We start from the raw sequence: 14,217 nt of genomic DNA on the forward strand, positions 1-14,217 counted from the left end.
ACGTCAGCCCTCGCTGCCGAGCACGGTGATCGACCCGTCGGGGAAACGCGCGCACAACTGGGTGCGGCCGTCCACCGTCCGCACGAACATCCGCACGGCCGCGGCGGACGGCCTGGGCGGCACCCCCTCGGAGCGCAGTTCGAACGACGGCCGGATCACCAGGTTGCGGGTCACGTCGCCGATCCCGCTGGTGAGCTCGACCTGCGTCGTGGGGGAGGGCCGGCCGAGCCAGCCGAGCCCGCTGCCGGCCACGATGGACCCGCTGGCGTCGAGCACCCCGGGCTGGGCGAGCAACGCCTTTATCGACGACATGCCGCGTTCGGCGCCGAAGTCGACCGCCGCGGTGCCACAATTCATGATCTTGGTGTCGATGGCGCTGCCGGCCGGCTCCTCGGGTCGCGAGCCCGGTGCGAACTGGATGCCGATCTCGGTGCCGGGCCCGGGGTGGTTGTGGCCCAGCACGAGGCCCCCAAGCCACCGGCAGTCGTTGCGGCTGATCCGGACGCCGACGCCGCCGGACAGGTCGGCGAAGCAGTTCATGCAGCCGATGCCGTTGGCCGCGAGCTCGAACGATACGGTCTGGCCGATGCCCCAGGCGTGACAGTTGACCATCAGCGTGCCCAGCGCGGCGCCTGCCATCCGGAAGCCGGTGCCGGCGTTCTTGAAGGACAGGCAGTCGAGCAGCATCGAGTCGTGCGGCCCGGTGAAGTGGAAGCCGTGCCCGCCGTTGTCGTGTGACCGCACGCCGGTCAGCCGGGCCTCCATCTGGTGCGAGGGGGACGGCAGGTCGCCCGCGGTGCCCCAGTCGCTGAACACCCCGTCGTCGCGACAATTGAAGGTGATGACGTCGGCCACCAGGAAGCCGTACCCGTAGATCCGCAGGCCCCAGCCGCGCTCGTTGTGCTGCTTGTTGCCGTCGAGCGCGAGGTCGCGGACGCTGAACATCGTGATGCCGCCGTCGGAGCGGGCCGCGGTCTCCTCGTCGAACCTGTGCGACTCGAGGATCGCCGAGTTGGCGCCCGGCGCCAGCCGCAGCGTGGTCGCGTCGCCGCCGGCGCCGCGCAGGTGCACGCGCGAATAGAGCGTCAGTTTGCGGGTCACGTAGGTGCCCGGCGGCAGATACACCAGGCCACCGTCCTCCCGGACGGCGTCGATCGCCTTCTGCAGCTGCTCGGTGTCGTCGGTCTCGCCGTCGCCGGTCGCGCCCACCTCCCGCGCGTCGACGGTCGGGGCGTCGTCGGGGGCCAGGCTCTTGCCGTAGGCGCCCGCGCCCACGCCGACCACACCGGCGCCGACCACCATGGCGCCGATCCGGGTCAGCGCACGGCGACGGGCGATGACGGCCGCGTCCTCACCGGGCAGCCGAAGGTCGTCGAGGCGCAGATCGTCCACGTTGGGCGGAGAGTTGAGTCCCGGCAGGTGCGGCAGCTCTCGAATGCCGGGAATGCGCCGGATGCCCGGCAGCCGGCGGAGCGCGGCGAGTCGGGGGGAGTCGACGAGGCGGCGCGGGTCCCAGGCGTTCCTCACGGCGTCACCCCGGCCGCGACCGGATCGCCGGCTGGCGCCTCCTTGCGTGCCGTGCGCATCCGTACGGCGTACCAGAGCGCCACCGCGACCTCACATCCGAACAGCAACAGGAACAGGTCCTCGGCGGTGCTCACCCACAGGGTGGCGAGGGCGAGGCCGCCGAAGGCCAGCACGCGGGAGCCCAGGGCGGAGAACAGGTACTGGCCCGGCCGCGCGCGGATCATGTGCCGCGTGGCGATCCACGTGGAAACCATCAACGCCGCCTTGTATCCGCAGTAGAGGATAACGGCCGTGCGGCCGAGCGTCGCCAGGTCGTCGGCGAGCAGGCGCCGCACGTCCACACTGCCGACGATCACCGCGGCGACAGCCACCAGGCAGGCGACGGTGAGCAGGCGGGTGGCGCTCATGAACCGCCCCCTGGCACTGGACACGATGTCTTCGCGAGTGGTGGCCGACAGGGCGACGTGGAACGGCCCGAACGCCAGGTCCATCGCCCGCAGCACGACGATCGCGGCCTGGCCGGCGAGCGCGCCCGCGGCCGCCGGCAGGGCGACCACGTAGAGCAGGTCGACGCCGGCGGCGACGCAGTAGACCGCGCCGATCCGGACGCTGGCCCAGGGACTGGGTCGCGTCTCGCCCGCTGCGACCGGTAGGCGGGTGGCCAGCGCCCAGGCCAGCACGAGCAGCTGGGCCGGCAGAGCCGCGGCCGTCAGCGGCAGGTCGATGGCGGCGAAAAGGCCGGCGCCGGCGAGCGTGCCGAACGCCGTGAGCTGCGGCACCAGGTTGGTGCGGCGGCGGGAACGGGTGTGCGCCATGGCCCAGAACAGCGCCTCGAGGGGCAGTTGGAGCAGCACCGGCGCGACGACGAGCAGGCGGTCGGCGACGGACGACGTCGGCAGCGCGACCCAGACCGACAGGTAGCCGATCACGCCGACCGGCAGCGCGACCGTCGTCGCGGCCCGCCTCGCCCAAGCCTCGACGCTCCACGTCGCCGGCACGACGCCGGCCGACAGCGGCCGCCCGACGAGGGCCTCGATCAGGGTGTACGGAATGGCCAGGAGTGCGCCCTGGAACGCCACGAGAGCCAGGTTGCCGGTGTCGACCCAGGACGCCAGCAGGAAAACGACCACGTTGCACAGGCGCGTCAGGGCCTGCACCGAGAGTTGCGAGGACTGGAGGCGGCCGGCGGCCCGCAGCAGCGCTCTCATGGCGCCGCCGGCCACAGTGTGCGGGCCCGCCGCTGTTCGAGGCGCAATGCGTGGGCCACGAACACGGCCAGGGTCGCCATCGCGGCCGCGTACTCCCATGACTCGATGAAGAGCGACGCACAGGCCAGCCCGGCGAGCACCGCGATCAGCACCACCGACGTCGGCTTCGCGGCCGAGCGTCGGGTCAGCATGACGAGGCCGGCGACCACGGCGGCGACCAGCGCGGCCATCACCACCGGCCCGAACTGCAGTCCTACGCTGATGAAGTAGTTGTCGACGAACAGCTGCGGGCTGTCGGCGACCCGGGAATACGTCGCCGCGCCCGCACTGCCGATGCCCCGGCCGATCACCGGCACGCCGTGCAGCCGGTCGGCCCACACCTGGAAACGCTCCACCGCGCTGCTCGAGCCGGTGGCGCCCAACACCGCGAAGCCGCCAGCCACCGCCACCACGAGCACGGCGGCCAGGGCGAGCGAGAGTCGGCGGCGCGCCCGGCCGCCCGACCGGTCGAGCAGCACGGCGGCCGCGACGCCGGCGACGACCAGCAGGGCTCCGGACCGGCTCGTGCTGAGCCCGAGGCAGACGACGGCCGCAGCGGCGCCGGCGTGCCACAGCCACTCCCGCGGGCGAGCGTCGACAGTCAGCCAGAGCGCGACGTAGCCGAGCAGGTAGGCGCCGGCGAACATGCCCAGTTCGGCGTTGAACTCGGTGAGGCCGGGCACCCGGAACGTGCCGTCGATGTAGCGGATCGCGCGGTTCTCCTCGAACCCCCACCCCACCAGCCGGGCCGGCCCGACGGCCAACTCCGCCAAGGCGGCGACCGCGTTCGCGACGACGAGACCCGCCACGACGGTGATCAGCTGGTGCACCGCACGCGCGGGCAGGAACGCGACGGCCGCGAGGAATGCCAGTGGCAGCAAGGTGAGCCGAAGCCCGACCAGCGTCTGCGTCGGCCCGTGGTGGGCCAGGCCGATCGCGCCCCAGACAAGGGCGGCGGCCAGCACGCCCAGGCCGACCGTGACCCAGCGCATCGGCAGGTCGCCGCCGCGGCGGAGGACGAGCACCGTCACGAGCCCGTAGACGGCGGCGCTCGCGGCTAGGCTCAGCACATAGTCGCGACCACCGGCCGCTAGGCCGGCCAGGTGTTGGATGCCCAACAGCCACAGGCCCAGCGGCGCCGCGAAGACGACGAGCGCGAACGCCAGCAGCACGGTCGGCAGCCGGTCACGCACTGCGGCCCAGCGGGTCATCCGCGCACCGACTCGTAGGCCCGCAACACTCCGTCGACGTGGTCGTCCCAGTCGAGCCGCCGTCCGTCGGCGGCCGCCGAGGCCGAGAACGCGCCGTGTTCGGCCGGCGACATGGCCGCCGCCGTTTTGAGCAGGCCGGCCAGCTCGGCGGGGTCGTGGAAGACCAGCATCGAAGTGTCGGCGGCCATCGGGGGCGTGGCCGAGGCGCTCGCGATGATCGGCCGCCCGGCCATCAGCGCCTCCGCGCAGACCAGCCCGTAGGTCTCGGCGCCCCGGCTCGGGAACACGAGCCACCCCGCCTGCGCGAACGCCGCACGCTTGGCCTCGCCGTCGACGAAGCCAAGGTAGCGCAGCGCGGGCGTGGCCGTCGCGGCCCGTTCGACCGCGTCACGCAACGGGCCGTCGCCGGCGATCAACAGCGTGCCCGGCGCTCCCGCGGCCCACGCGTCGAGCAGCAGGTCGACACCTTTGTGGACGGTCAACGCGCCGACGAAGAGGAACACGTCGGGCCGGGCCGCCGGCCAGCCGCGCCGGTGCCAGTCGAGCGGCACGGCGAGCGGCAGCAGTTGGCCGGTCGCGGCCGGTGCGCAGCGCCGCACCTCTGCCCGGACGCGGTCGGCCGCGAACAGGAGGGTGACCCGGCGCAGCCGGCGGACGATCCAGCGGGAGCGCAGGCCGAGCAGCGCGTCGAGAGCGCGCGACCGGCCCAGGTTGGCCCGGCCGTTGTTGGGATCGCAGATGGCGTGGTCGTGCACGGAATGACAGGTCGGATAGGCGGCCGCGATCCGCGCCACCGGCAGCACGCCGAGCTCCTGCCAGTTGTGCACGTGCACGACGTCAGGTGCGAACGCCCGCAGGTCGCGCGGGCCCATGCCGGTCGGATCGACCAGGTCGCCCAGGTGTACGAGGGCCTTGCGCGCCAGTCGCGGCAGCCGGGCGCCGAACCTGGTCGACAGACGCTCCCGCACGCGTTGGTCGGCCGGCTCGCCACCGGGAACGTCGCGGCAGAACACCCGCACCTCGTGCCCCCGCGCCCGCAGCGCCGCCGTCAGGTTCCGCAGGTAGCTCTCGGCGCCGCCGCGGACGGCGAACGACGAGTGCACCATCGCGATCCTCATCGGCCGGCCTCGGCCGGCTCGCCGTCGAGCAGGGCGACCAGCTCGGCGGTGGCGTCACGCCAGGAGCGCCCAGGCCGGGGCGCAGGCCGGGGCCCGGTCAGCGCGGCGGTGGTCGCGGCGGCCAGCGCCGGCGCGGACCAGGTGGTCATCCGGACGGCGGCGCCGCCGGTCGCCTCCAGCAGCGCCGGGTCCGGCGAGATCACGGTCGGTGTGCCGAGTGCCAGTGCCTCAGCCGCCGGCAATCCGTACCCCTCGAAATGGCTGGGCATGAGGAACGCGGCCGCGCCGGCCACGGTGGCCACGTAGGCGGCGTCGTCGAGGCGGTCGAGGAACAGGACGCGGTCGGCGGCCGCAGACCGCCGGGCCGCGTCGGCGAAGCTCGCGACCGGAGTGCCGCCGGTCAGCACCGCGAGGGTGTAGCCGGGCAGGTCGGGCAGCGCCTCGATGGCGAGCTCGACGCCCTTGTGCGGGGCGTGGCCCGCGACCAGCAGATAGCGGCCGCTCACGGGGGACGGGCCCGGTGCGCACTCGTAGTCGCTGCCGGGGTGCCAGACGTCGGCGCGCGCGGCGGTTTCGTCATAGAGACCAGAGAGGTCGTGCAGCGTACGCGCGCTCACGCAGAGCAGGCGCGCGGAGCGGGCGATCGCGGTGCCGTAGCTGACCCGCCGGTAGTGCAGCTGGGCGGCGCCAAGGCCGCGCGGCCACAACCGGAAGGCCAGGTCGTGCACGATGGTCGTGACCGGGGCCCGGCTACCCACGATGGCGAGGCTCGGGCTCAGCGACAGCACCCGGCCGGCGCCGGCCGTCTCACGCCGCAGCGCGGCGGTCGCGGCGGCGATCGTGCGCTCCCGTCCACCGTTCTGTCGACTGCGGACGGATACGGCGGCGGTCGTGCCGGCGGGCGGCTCCCAGCCAGCCGGCACGGCGACCAGGGTCAGCTGCCGACCGTTCGGCCAGTGGCGGACGACCGCGGTCAGCACGCGAGTGATCCCGCCCGGCCCGACGCCGCTGCAGTCGACGACGGTGGTCATCGGCGGTTAACGGGTCGCATCGGCCACCCACCCCGCCATCCGCTCCTGGAACCGGGTGGTCGCGAAACCGGCGGCGTGCCGGCGGATCCGGTCGGTGTCCAACTCCGGCAGGCGCGCGAGCGCGGCGCGGTAGGCGGCCGGGTCGAGCGAGTCGACGAGGAAGCCGGTCTCGCCGTCGACGACCGTCTCGCACAGGCCGCCGCGACGCAGGCCCACCACCGGCGTGCCCGCCGCCTGCGCCTCGACCGGCACGATGCCGAAGTCCTCGTGGGCGGGGAACAGCAGCGCCCGGGCGCCCTGGTAGAGCGCGCGGAGCCGCTCGCGGGTGGGCCGGTGCTCGAAATGGACCGGGGTCGGCGCGGCCTGCGCCGACCGGCGCAGCGCGACCTCCTCCGGCCCGCCGCCGGCGATCACCAGCGGCAGTCCGGCCCGTGCGGCGATCTCGATGATCAGGGCGAAGTTCTTGTAGGGGATCCAGCGCCCGACGCCGAGCAGATAGTCCCGGTCACCGGCCGGCCCCTCGGGCGCCGCGGCGGCGAAGAAGTCGGTGTCGACCGGCGGGTGCACGACGGTGGCGTCGCGCCGCCAGTAACGCTGGATCCGGGCCCGGACCTCGGCGGAGTTGGCCGCGTAGGCGTGCACGTGCCGGCTGGCCCGCCGGTCGACGCCCTGCAACACGCGGCGGGGCAGCGCGAGCACCGGGTTGGCGCCGCGGCCGTCGAACGCCGGGCTCCACAGGTAGCGCGCGGGGGAGTGCACATAGCTCAGGTGCCTCGTGGCATCGGGTTCGCCGAGCTTGACGGTGTGGGCGAACGCATGGCTCGATGAGATGACCACGTCGGGCGCCGGCCGGCCCAGCGTGCGCCAGGCCAGCGGCATCAGCGGCAGGGCCAGCGCCTTCGATCTGCGCAGCGGCGTGCGGGCGAGCCAGGACTGCCGCAGCGCCAGCCCGTCGATCGGCGCGTCGGGTTCGGCCCACAGCACGTAGCGGGTGGCGTGCGGCACCAGGCCGGCGATCGCGAGGAAGACGTCCTCGGAGCCGCCGTGCGCGCTGAACCACTCGTGCACGACCGCCACCCGCCGCCCGGCCAGCAGCGGCGATCGCACCGACGACCCGTTCGTTGCCGACTGCACCGCATTCCCCCGCGCACTGACGAAGCCGGGACGAGACGCTGACGGCCACCGGCTGTGAGACCGACTCAGATAATTGGGTTCGGTCCCGCCGATGTCAACTCACGCGGTCAGCTGTGCCTCTGCCACAGGTCGCGCAGGGGTCCCCAGTCGCCGCCGAGCGTCTCCTGGCACAGCGCCTCGAGGTAGACCGCCGCGGCGGCGCCGTCGCGGTCCCACCAGATGCCGCAGAGCGGACGGCCGTCGCTGCCCTTGAACGCGTACTCGATGTAGAGGCCCTGCGCCGACGTCACTTCGCCGGTGCGCCGCTGCGGCTGTGTGAGGCCGGGTGCGAGCTCCGGACCGACCAGCGCGAGTTGCTGCCGGTAGTTGCGGGCCACCTCTTTCTGGGCCGCGTCGCGATAGGAGGCGAAGTGGAGGAACACACCGCCGTTGCGGCACAGCACGTGGGTCAGCTCGCCCGGGGACAGCCCGGGACCGCCGGTGTCGGTGTTAGCGGTGCAGCCGCCCATCGCCGCGAGCCAGGGTTCGGCCAAGGCGGCCGCCTCGCCGCTGAACTTGGTCTTGTTGAGTGCGACCAGGTTGGCCTCGTAGGGCGGCAGGGAGGCGGACGGGGTGGCCCCGGGCGGGACGGGCCCAGCCTCATCGGCGGTGCCCCGGCCGATGAAGAAACCGCCCGCGCCGGCCGCGAGGACCCCGACCACCAACCCGGCGATCAGGGCGGGCACGAGCTTGCCGCGCTTGGGTGCGGGCTGTGACCACTCGATCCGGGACGGGCCCGACGTCGAGACGGGATCGGCGAAGGCCGGATCGTCGGCCCAGCGGGAGTCGTCGTACGCCGTGGGCTCGGCCTGCTGGTAGGGGTCGGCCTGCCACGCCTCCGTCGGAGCGTCGTCGGGAGCGGTGTAGGCGTCACCGGGATAGCCGGCGGGCGAGTGCGGCGTGGCGTAGGGCGGGCCTGACTGCGGTGTCGCGTAGGGCGGGCCTGACTGCGGTGTCGCGTAGGGCGGGCCTGACTGCGGTGTCGCATAGGGCGGGCCTGACTGCGGCGCAGGAGTTGGCGCAGGCGGTGCCGGCGGCCATGACGGATGCTGCGGCGGTATGGCCTCGTGCGCACCGGGCTCGGGCTGCGTGTCCGGGCGACCCTGGGACGCGTCATCACTCACGAGCGGCAGGGTATCAGCGGCCCACGATGTCCTATCGACGCAGTCAGGGACACTGATCATCGCCGGCGGGCAGCGAAGTGGGGCTCCAAGCCGGCCACCGCCGGGTTCGCCGACAACCCGAGCCGGAGCGCCAGCGTGGGCGGCGTCGGCCGGCTGACCTGACACTTGGTTCAGTCGCCGGCGACGGCGTCGCAGTAGATCGCGTAACCCCCGGTGCCGCGGTTCTTGGCCTCGTACATGGCGAGGTCGGCGCGGGCGACGAGCTCGGTGGGGTCATGGCCGTCCGTGCCGCTCAACGCGACGCCCACGCTGACACCGACCCGCAGCCACCGTTCGCCGACCCGCATCGGCTCGGCCAGGGCGCTCACGATGCGCCGTGCGACGGCGGCGGCGTCGTGCGGACCATCGACCCGGGCCAGCATCACCGCGAACTCGTCACCGCCGAAGCGCGACGCCGTGTCGCCCGCGCGCAGCTGCGCGGTGATCCGGCCCGCGGTCAGGGTGAGCAGTTCGTCGCCCGCGGCGTGCCCGAGTGAGTCGTTGATGTCCTTGAACCGGTCGAGGTCGAGGAACAACACCGCCAGCGCGCGGCCGTCGCCGTCCCTGATCGCCAGCTGCTGCGACAACTGCTCGAGAAACAGCCCGCGGCTGGCCAGGCCGGTCAGGGGGTCGTGGTGCGCCTGGCGCATGCGCACGAGCGTGTTGGCGTCGGTGAGGGCCAGACTGACGTTCTCCGCGAAAGCGCTCAGCGTCTGTTCGTCGGCGGGGCCGTACCTGCGGTGCGGGTCGCAGGACGCCACGACCAGGGCGCCGGTGGCCACTCCGCTGTCGTGCACGGGGGCGGCCATCGACGCGTGGACGGTGCGGGGGCCGAGCAGCCGGAGCATCCGGGACTGGAGCTCGTGGCCGTGCCGCACCGCCACCCGCTCGGCGACCAGCGCTTCGCCCGCGGTGGACGCGGCGGAGAGGTCGGCCACGGGACGGTCGGCCGGGTTGACGGGCCGCGTGCCGGCGGCGGCCGCCAGGCGGACCCGGCCCGAGTCGGGCTCCTCGCGCAGCCACAGCAGCCCGATCTCGTCGCCGAGCAGGTCACGCGCGCCGTCGGTGATGGTGTCCAGGATGTGCTGGAGGTCCTCGCGGTGGGAGATGGCGCGCTGGATCGCGGACAGATGCTCCAGCAGCCGCTGCCGTTCCTGCAACGACTCGCGGATGGCGTGTTCGGCGACCAGCGTCCGCAGCATCGTCAGCGTCAGCTCCAGCACCCGGGCCATTCCGCGGACGAGGTTCTGCTCCTCGACCTCGAACGACGCGCCCCACCGGGCCAGCACCAGGTGTCCCGGGTGGCTGCCGCCCCAGGACGCGGTGACCGCGGGACAGCCGCCCAGCCCGGGAACGTACAATGTGGAGCGCGGTCGGCGGGTCATCGCGAGGATCTCGGCCTGCGGAACGGCGCCGGGCGGAAAGCCGATCGACGCCACCACCTTCCCGTCCACGACGGCGGCGGCGACCTCCGCTTCCAGCGCCTGAGCCGAGCGCTCGACCGCGTTCTGCACGGCGGTGGCCTCGTCGGCGGAGGAGGACACCACGGCCAGCAGCTCCACCAGCTGCTGGATGTGCAGCGACTCCGCGGGTCCGGCCACGTCAGCTCAATGCCAGCACGGCGAGGGTCTGGTTGTGGAAACCGTCGATGCCGTGGTTACGAGCGATCTCGCCGTAGGTGTAGAAGCCGGCGAACGGCATCGTGCCGGCCCACCGCTGCAGGCGCTCGCACTCGCGACGGATGCCGTCGTCGCCGAGCACGGCGCGCAACGCGGCACAGCTGAACGTGAGCATCCCGATCGGCTCGTTCCCGGCGAGGCGGTCGAGCGCGTCCTGGCAGACGGTGTCCACCGCGTCCAGAATGGACTCCTCGTCGCCGGTCATCACCCACGTCAGGCCGCCCGGGTCGATCGCGCCGCCCCCGCCGATGGACCGGCCCTCGAGGTCGACCTCGGTCGAGAGATTGCGGGCCTCGACGCCGCTGCGCCGTTGCACGCCGAGGGGGCGGGGGAGCGCGAAGGCGGTGAACGCCGACGGATCCGTGTAGGCCTCCGGCGGCGCGTTCACCCGTTCCAGATAGACATCCAGCGCCGGTCGGTCGTCGAGGGTCAGCACGCGTCCGTCGGCGGCGCGCGTCACGATCATCGGCTGGCCGACCGTGCGGTAGCCATGGCCGACCCCGACCGCGATCGGCGCCTCGGACGCGATCGCCACGCCGATCACCGCGTCGGTGAGCACGCGCCCGTCCGTGAAGAGGTACGCCCCGCTCATCCGCCAGCCGTCGGCCGCGGCCCCGCCGAACAGGGGTGTGCCCGCACCCAGCGCGCGATAGCACCCGCGCACGATGCTCTCCTGGTCGCGGACCAGGCCATCGGTGAGCATCATGAGAACCCGGTGCGGCTGTCGGACGTCGCGCATGCAGGAGGCCACCTCGTAACCCGCGTCGGCCTGGCGACCGGAGACGTGCTCGGCGGCGCAGGTGGCGATCTCCAGCCCGGCGCCGCCGATCGCGGCCACCGTGACCGTTCCGTCGGCGGGCCCGCCGACGCCGATCTCCCCGTGCGTGGTGCAGCCGATGACGGGCACCCCTGGCGCGGCGCGTGCGACGCCGGCCAGCACTCCCGCGGTGTCGTGGGTGATGGCCGCGAACACGATCAGCAGCTTCGGGTCGGGTCCGATCTGCGCCTCGACCACGGCTTCGGTTGCCGCCGCGGCCGAATCGGCCAGCCGGCTCCGGCCGACCCCCAACCAGCGCCGGTTGTGAACCTCTTTGCCCAAGACTCGCACCTCGCCTACATGTCCGAAGGCTTTCCGGTAGGCAGCGGCTCCCGACTAATACCGTACTACCAGGCATTTCGTCGCAAGCCAGGTGCGGCGTGGGCCACTATTGCTCGATGTCCGAGAACAGCCCCATGAAGGTCGCCTGTGTGCCGGCGAGGGCCCCGAAGAGCGCGGCGGCCGCGGGTGTCGCGACCGCGGCGGAGGCGTCGTCGTAGCTGTCGAAGTAGAGGTCGAGCGTCCGGTACGCCGGCGTGGCCGTGCCGTCCTCCTTCGGCCAGACCTTGGCCGACTCCAGCCGCTGGAGCTTCGGCAGCTGTTCGGCGGCCTGACGCACCTCCGCGTACGCCTTCTCGAACTCGTCCGGATTGGCGGGGTTGTCGATGATCAGTGCGATCTTGGTCGGCATAGGTCGAACGTACGCCCACCATTGGCGCGGTTCCGGGTCATGGCCGTTTCGCCGCCCGGCCCAGCCGGATCGCGGCGACGAGGAAGAAGATCGCGCCCGGGATGGCGTACGCGATCGCGCTGCCCAGCGCCGGGTCCTCCGCCGAGGCCGCGGCGGCGAACGAGGCGCCGGCGAGCACCGACAGGCCGCCGCTGATGATCATGGGCCACTGGCCGCCCAGGGCGCGGCGGCGCACGCCCACGATCAGCTGCACCAGCCCCGCCACGACGGCCCAGGCGCCCCACACCCGCAGGACGGCCGGGATGCCGGACGTGCCGGCGACGCCCAGGCCGGCGGCGGCGAGCAGGCTGACGGCGAGGTTGACGCGCAGCAGTGCGCCGCGCGACGCCCGCAGGCCGACGACCGCGGCCGCCGCGTCGACCAGGGGATAGAGCACGAACAGCGCCACCACCAGCGGGCTGAGGTCGTCCGCGACGGCGAACGTCACGGCGGCCCAGGCGAGGGCGAAGGCGAAGCGGGCGAAGTACAGCCGCCGCAGGGCGGCCGCCGTCGTCGAGAAGCCGGCGGGTGCGGCAATGGTGGTCATGATCGAGCACTCCGAGGGGAGAACGAACGTTCTGTCTCGGCTAACGATGGCGAAGGAAGCGGGCCTTGTCAAGACCGAACGTTCTATCTACCATCGGAGCATGACGCGCAGCGATACCGAGACCCGGCCGTCCGAGGCGCGGCTCCGCCTGGTGTGCACGGCGACCCGGATCTTCTACGGGGAGGGAATCCACGCGGTCGGCGTCGACCGGATCATCGCGGAGGCCAAGGTCACCCGCGCCACGTTCTATCGGCACTTCCCGGGCAAGGAAGACCTGGTCATCGCCTATCTGCAGGGCGTCGACCAGGGGATCCGCGGTCAGGTCGAGGCGGCCATCGCGACCGGAGCGTCGGCGAGCGACGCGGTCCGGGCCGTGGCGGCGTCGATCGCGGAGGGCATCCAGTCACCCGGCTTCCGTGGGTGCGCCTTCCTGAACGCCGTGGCCGAATACCCGGATCCCGCCCACCCCGTGCACCAGGCCGTCCTCGCCCACCGGCAGTGGTTCCTCGACACGATCAACACCCTGATGGCCCGCATCGACGAGACCAAGGCCGAGGCGGCCGCCCAGCACTTCGTCATGCTCCGCGACGGCGCGATGGCGGCCGGCTGCCTCTTCGACCCGGCCCTGATCTGCGAGACCTTCCTGCGCGGCGTCGACGGCCTCGTCGAGATCCACGGCTCGCGCGCCGAGCGCTAGGGGAGGTCCGGCTCGTAAAGCCAGGCCGCGAAGAGCCCGTCGAGCGCGCGCGAGGTGTGCCGCTGCGCCAGCGTCGTGAACTGCTCCGTGGTCACCGTGCCGTGCCGGTGCGACTGCGTCCAGTCCCGCAGCAGGGCGAAGAACGACGCGTCGCCGATGGCCAGCCGCAGCGCGTGCAGGGTGAGCGCGCCGCGCTGGTAGACCCGGTCGTCGAACATCCGCCGCACGCCGGGATCGGCCACCCGCAGGTCCTGCGGCTGGGTGGCCAGCAGCGCGTGCGACCGGGCCGCGTGCGCCTGGGCCGGTTCGCCGCCGGAGCGCTCCGACCACAGCCACTCGGCATATTTGGCGAAGCCCTCGTTGAGCCAGATGTGGCGCCAGTCGGCCACGGTCAGGCTGTTGCCGAACCACTGGTGCGCGAGCTCGTGCGCGACGAGCCGCTCGGAGCCCCGCCGCCCGTCGACGTGGTTGGCCCCGAAGATGGACAGCCCGTGCGCCTCGACCGGCACCTCCAGCACCTCGTCGACCACCACCACGGCATATTCGCCGAACGGGTACGGCCCGAAGAGGCGCGCGAACGCCGTCACCATCTCCGGCTGCCGGGCGAAGTCGTGCGCCACCGCGGCGCGTAGCCGGGGCGGCACGGCCGCCCGTTGCGGTATCGGGCCGGCGGCGAGGTCGACCAGCGCGTACCGTCCGATCTGGACAGTGGCGAGGTAGGTCGGCATCGGCGCGGGCTGCTCGTAGACCCAGGTGGTCCGGTTGGCGGCGGTCGACCGGGAGACGAGCGCGCCGTTGGCGACGACCGTGTGGCGCGCGTGGGCGGTCACCGCGATCCGGTAGCTCGCCTTGTCCGAGGGGTGGTCGTTGCACGGGAACCAGGACGGCGCACCGGTCGGTTGGCTCGCCACGAGCGCGCCGTGGTCGATCCGCTCCCACCCGAGGTCGCCCCACCGGCTGGGGATCGGTCGCGGCGCGCCGGCGTAGCGCACCGTGACCGTGAACAACGCCCCGGCGGCCAGGGGCTGGGCCGGCCGGATCCGCAGCTTGCCGGCGCGATGACGGTAGCGGGCCGCCACGCCGTCGACGAGGACCTGCTCGACGCGGAACAGCCCGAGGTCCAAGCTGACCTCGGCCAGCATGCGGTCGGCCGTCGCGGTGATCGTGGCCCGCCCGGAGAGCCGGCCGGGACCGACCCGGTAGTCCAGGTCGAGGTCGTAGTGCGCCGTCCGGTAGCCGGCGTTGCCGTTGCCGGGCAGGTAGGGATCCGGGCGCAC

General features: G+C 73.2%; 13 protein-coding genes. 1 reads left to right on the top strand and 12 read right to left on the bottom strand.

Features of this window, described 5'->3' with window-relative positions; translation table 11 throughout:
• Window positions 1–3: 3 nt before the first annotated feature.
• The 11 genes from O7635_RS25430 to O7635_RS25480 form a co-directional block, all read right to left on the bottom strand.
• A complete protein-coding gene (locus O7635_RS25430; RefSeq protein WP_278082980.1) occupies window positions 4–1,527 on the bottom strand; it encodes a glycosyl hydrolase family 28-related protein in 1,524 nt (507 codons plus the stop codon).
• Complete coding sequence (locus tag O7635_RS25435; RefSeq protein ID WP_278082981.1) at window positions 1,524–2,735, bottom strand: hypothetical protein; 1,212 nt, start codon at window positions 2,733–2,735, stop codon at window positions 1,524–1,526. Before O7635_RS25435 ends, O7635_RS25430 begins: the two co-directional genes overlap by 4 nt.
• Window positions 2,732–3,985: a hypothetical protein gene (locus tag O7635_RS25440; RefSeq protein ID WP_278082982.1), complete on the bottom strand. Its 1,254-nt coding sequence runs from the start codon at window positions 3,983–3,985 to the stop codon at window positions 2,732–2,734. The genes O7635_RS25435 and O7635_RS25440 overlap by 4 nt, the downstream gene beginning before the upstream one ends.
• Window positions 3,982–5,103: a glycosyltransferase family 4 protein gene (locus O7635_RS25445; protein ID WP_278082983.1), complete on the bottom strand. Its 1,122-nt coding sequence runs from the start codon at window positions 5,101–5,103 to the stop codon at window positions 3,982–3,984. The genes O7635_RS25440 and O7635_RS25445 overlap by 4 nt, the downstream gene beginning before the upstream one ends.
• Window positions 5,100–6,134, bottom strand: coding sequence for a glycosyltransferase (locus tag O7635_RS25450; RefSeq protein WP_278082984.1), 1,035 nt, complete (start codon window positions 6,132–6,134; stop codon window positions 5,100–5,102). Before O7635_RS25450 ends, O7635_RS25445 begins: the two co-directional genes overlap by 4 nt.
• 6 nt (window positions 6,135–6,140) lie before the next feature.
• Entirely contained in the window at window positions 6,141–7,241 is a 1,101-nt protein-coding gene (locus O7635_RS25455) for a glycosyltransferase (protein ID WP_278082985.1), read from the bottom strand.
• Window positions 7,242–7,375: 134 nt separating this feature from the next.
• Complete coding sequence (locus O7635_RS25460) at window positions 7,376–8,431, bottom strand: hypothetical protein (RefSeq protein ID WP_278082986.1); 1,056 nt, start codon at window positions 8,429–8,431, stop codon at window positions 7,376–7,378.
• A gap of 170 nt (window positions 8,432–8,601) precedes the next feature.
• On the bottom strand, window positions 8,602–10,071 hold the full coding sequence (locus O7635_RS25465; protein ID WP_278082987.1) for a sensor domain-containing diguanylate cyclase: 1,470 nt from the start codon (window positions 10,069–10,071) through the stop codon (window positions 8,602–8,604).
• A gap of 1 nt (window position 10,072) precedes the next feature.
• Window positions 10,073–11,248, bottom strand: coding sequence for an FIST N-terminal domain-containing protein (locus tag O7635_RS25470; protein WP_278082988.1), 1,176 nt, complete (start codon window positions 11,246–11,248; stop codon window positions 10,073–10,075).
• A gap of 106 nt (window positions 11,249–11,354) precedes the next feature.
• On the bottom strand, window positions 11,355–11,657 hold the full coding sequence (locus tag O7635_RS25475) for a hypothetical protein (RefSeq protein WP_278082989.1): 303 nt from the start codon (window positions 11,655–11,657) through the stop codon (window positions 11,355–11,357).
• Window positions 11,658–11,694: 37 nt separating this feature from the next.
• Window positions 11,695–12,243, bottom strand: coding sequence for a hypothetical protein (locus tag O7635_RS25480; protein WP_278082990.1), 549 nt, complete (start codon window positions 12,241–12,243; stop codon window positions 11,695–11,697).
• Window positions 12,244–12,343: 100 nt separating this feature from the next.
• Between O7635_RS25480 and O7635_RS25485 the strand changes: the two genes are divergently transcribed.
• Window positions 12,344–12,940: a TetR/AcrR family transcriptional regulator gene (locus O7635_RS25485; RefSeq protein WP_278082991.1), complete on the top strand. Its 597-nt coding sequence runs from the start codon at window positions 12,344–12,346 to the stop codon at window positions 12,938–12,940.
• Here O7635_RS25485 and O7635_RS25490 read toward each other — a convergent pair.
• Window positions 12,937–14,217 carry a M1 family metallopeptidase gene (locus O7635_RS25490; RefSeq protein WP_278082992.1) on the bottom strand — a complete coding sequence of 427 codons (1,281 nt, stop codon included), beginning with the start codon at window positions 14,215–14,217 and terminating at the stop codon, window positions 12,937–12,939. The genes O7635_RS25485 and O7635_RS25490 overlap by 4 nt on opposite strands.

The organism is Asanoa sp. WMMD1127 (genome assembly GCF_029626225.1).
Lineage (GTDB): Bacteria > Actinomycetota > Actinomycetes > Mycobacteriales > Micromonosporaceae > Asanoa.

Excerpts from the sequence above, each read along its gene's own strand:
- O7635_RS25435 (WP_278082981.1), bottom strand. The coding sequence starts at position 2,735 with ATGAGAGCGCTGCTGCGGGCCGCCGGCCGCCTCCAGTCCTCGCAACTC.
- O7635_RS25440 (WP_278082982.1), bottom strand. The coding sequence starts at position 3,985 with ATGACCCGCTGGGCCGCAGTGCGTGACCGGCTGCCGACCGTGCTGCTG.
- O7635_RS25445 (WP_278082983.1), bottom strand. The coding sequence starts at position 5,103 with ATGAGGATCGCGATGGTGCACTCGTCGTTCGCCGTCCGCGGCGGCGCC.
- O7635_RS25450 (WP_278082984.1), bottom strand. The coding sequence starts at position 6,134 with ATGACCACCGTCGTCGACTGCAGCGGCGTCGGGCCGGGCGGGATCACT.
- O7635_RS25475 (WP_278082989.1), bottom strand. The coding sequence starts at position 11,657 with ATGCCGACCAAGATCGCACTGATCATCGACAACCCCGCCAATCCGGAC.
- O7635_RS25480 (WP_278082990.1), bottom strand. The coding sequence starts at position 12,243 with ATGACCACCATTGCCGCACCCGCCGGCTTCTCGACGACGGCGGCCGCC.
- O7635_RS25485 (WP_278082991.1), top strand. The coding sequence starts at position 12,344 with ATGACGCGCAGCGATACCGAGACCCGGCCGTCCGAGGCGCGGCTCCGC.